The sequence below is a fragment of the Streptosporangium sp. NPDC051022 genome (assembly GCF_040683035.1).
In the GTDB taxonomy this organism is placed as follows: domain Bacteria; phylum Actinomycetota; class Actinomycetes; order Streptosporangiales; family Streptosporangiaceae; genus Streptosporangium.
The window spans coordinates 1-1,304 of record NZ_JBFBCF010000071.1; the positions used below are offsets into that span (position 1 = coordinate 1).

Below are 1,304 nucleotides of genomic sequence, written 5' to 3' on the forward strand. Positions count from 1 at the left end.
GTTACATTCCGAACCCGGAAGTTAAGCTCTTCAGCGCCGATGGTACTGCACCGGGGACGGTGTGGGAGAGTAGGTCGCCGCCGGACAATCTTTCGAAGGAGGGTCACCCGTTGGGGTGGCCCTCCTTTTGTTTTCCAGGGCTTTCCAGAGGGTTTCGAGGTTCTCCCTGAGAAGCCTTTCCATGTCCTGTCCTTCCTGCTGTGGCACATGTTCTCCACGGGACGGGTGGGGTGCGGCATCACGGCGAGGCCGCCGGGCCGTACGCGAAGGCAGGGATCCTGAAGGCAGGGATCCTGGGAGCATCGTGCTAGATCATTTGCAGGCACAATGGCATAGGGCGTACGGACTTTGAACGGCTTGCTAGGCTGAAGGGGCCGGGCCACTCCACCGAGGGTGGCCTTCGTCGCGCCAGACCACGATAGGGCGGGGCAGCGATAGCGAACGGGGCGCATCCCGCGGCCGGAGACCGCCCGCATGGCGAATCGTCCCATCCACCTGGGAAACGGACGCGCTCGCTGAGTGAGCAAACGAATGGATCCAGAAGTGAACAGTGATAACGGGCGTGACGGCGTGGGCCGACGCGAAGAAGGCGAGAACCGCGGATCTGGCGGGCAGGGAGGCTACCGCGGCGATCGCGCGGGTGGCGGCAGAGGGCGTCCGGGCGACGGCCCTCGCTACGGCGAGCGCCGAGAAGGGCGCGCCGGAGGTTCATCCGGGTTCCGCGATCGCGGCGATCGGCCGGCCGGTGGTTATGGCGACAGCCGTGGGGGCGGGCGGCCCTCCTACGGTCGTGACGACCGTTCCGGTGGTGGGGAGCGTCGTTCCTACGGTGACCGTGACCAGGTTCGTGGTCAGTACGGTCCGCGTTCGGGCGGCGGCAGGCCCTCTTCCAACCGTGACGACCGTCCGGGTGGCGGCAGGCCGTCCTACAACCGCGATGACCGTCCGGGTGGCGGCAGGCCGTCCTACAACCGCGATGACCGTCCCGGCGGGGGCTACCGCGACGACCGCGGAGGCGACCGCCCGTCCTTCAACCGTGACGACCGTCCTGGTGGGGGTTATCGCGAGGGTCGTGGTGGGGAGCGTCGTTCCTACGGTGACCGTGACCAGGTTCGTGGTCAGTACGGTCCGCGTTCGGGCGGCGGCAGGCCCTCTTCCAACCGTGACGACCGTCCGGGCGGCGGCAGGCCGTCCTACAACCGCGATGACCGTCCCGGTGGGGGCTATCGCGACGATCGTGGTGGGGAGCGTCGTCCCTACAACGACCGCGGCCGCGACGGTGACCGTCGTCCCTCCTACGGCGT

Annotated in this window: 1 protein-coding gene and 1 rRNA gene; both read left to right on the forward strand. The window is 67.9% G+C overall.

Translation table 11 applies throughout. The features are described 5' to 3' along the window. Positions 1 to 86 (forward strand): 5S ribosomal RNA (gene rrf / locus AB0N02_RS47030); the annotation flags it as partial. 476 nt (positions 87 to 562) lie between these two features. Then, the coding region (locus tag AB0N02_RS47035; RefSeq protein WP_363961665.1) for a hypothetical protein at positions 563 to 1,304 on the forward strand (742 nt) is incomplete at its 3' end.